Origin of the sequence: Streptomyces sp. GbtcB7, assembly GCF_019091445.1 — a bacterium.
In the GTDB taxonomy this organism is placed as follows: Bacteria; Actinomycetota; Actinomycetes; order Streptomycetales; family Streptomycetaceae; genus Streptomyces; species Streptomyces mirabilis.
This window is the reverse complement of the sequence record NZ_JAGXJM010000467.1, coordinates 1-248: the sequence shown is the minus strand read 5'-3', so window position 1 is coordinate 248 and position 248 is coordinate 1. Positions and strand designations below refer to the sequence as shown.

General features: G+C 69.8%; 1 protein-coding gene. It reads left to right on the top strand.

Features of this window, described 5'->3' with window-relative positions; genetic code table 11:
• Nucleotides 1-202, top strand: a 202-nt coding sequence (locus KVT44_RS56515; RefSeq protein ID WP_217577086.1) for a hypothetical protein, incomplete at its 5' end; no start/stop codon positions are given.
• Between the last annotated feature and the right edge of the window lie 46 nt (nt 203-248).

The following is a 248-nucleotide window of genomic DNA, read 5'->3' as shown; positions in this document are numbered from 1 at the left end:
CGAGGTGCAACGGCGTGTGCACGCGATCGCGTTCGAGAAGGCGCTCGAGGCAGTCGTCGACAACCGTGACCGCGACGAACTTCACCGACTCATGCGCGCCAGTTTCCCGACCCCCGCGCAAAGCAAGACGCAACGGCCTGCAGCCCAGGCGCGCCCGCAGCGGCCCCGCGGGGGATCGCAGGACCGCGGGCACGAACGCTAAGCGACAGAGCGCTCAGCGAACGCCTCCACGCTCTCCCGCACGTAGC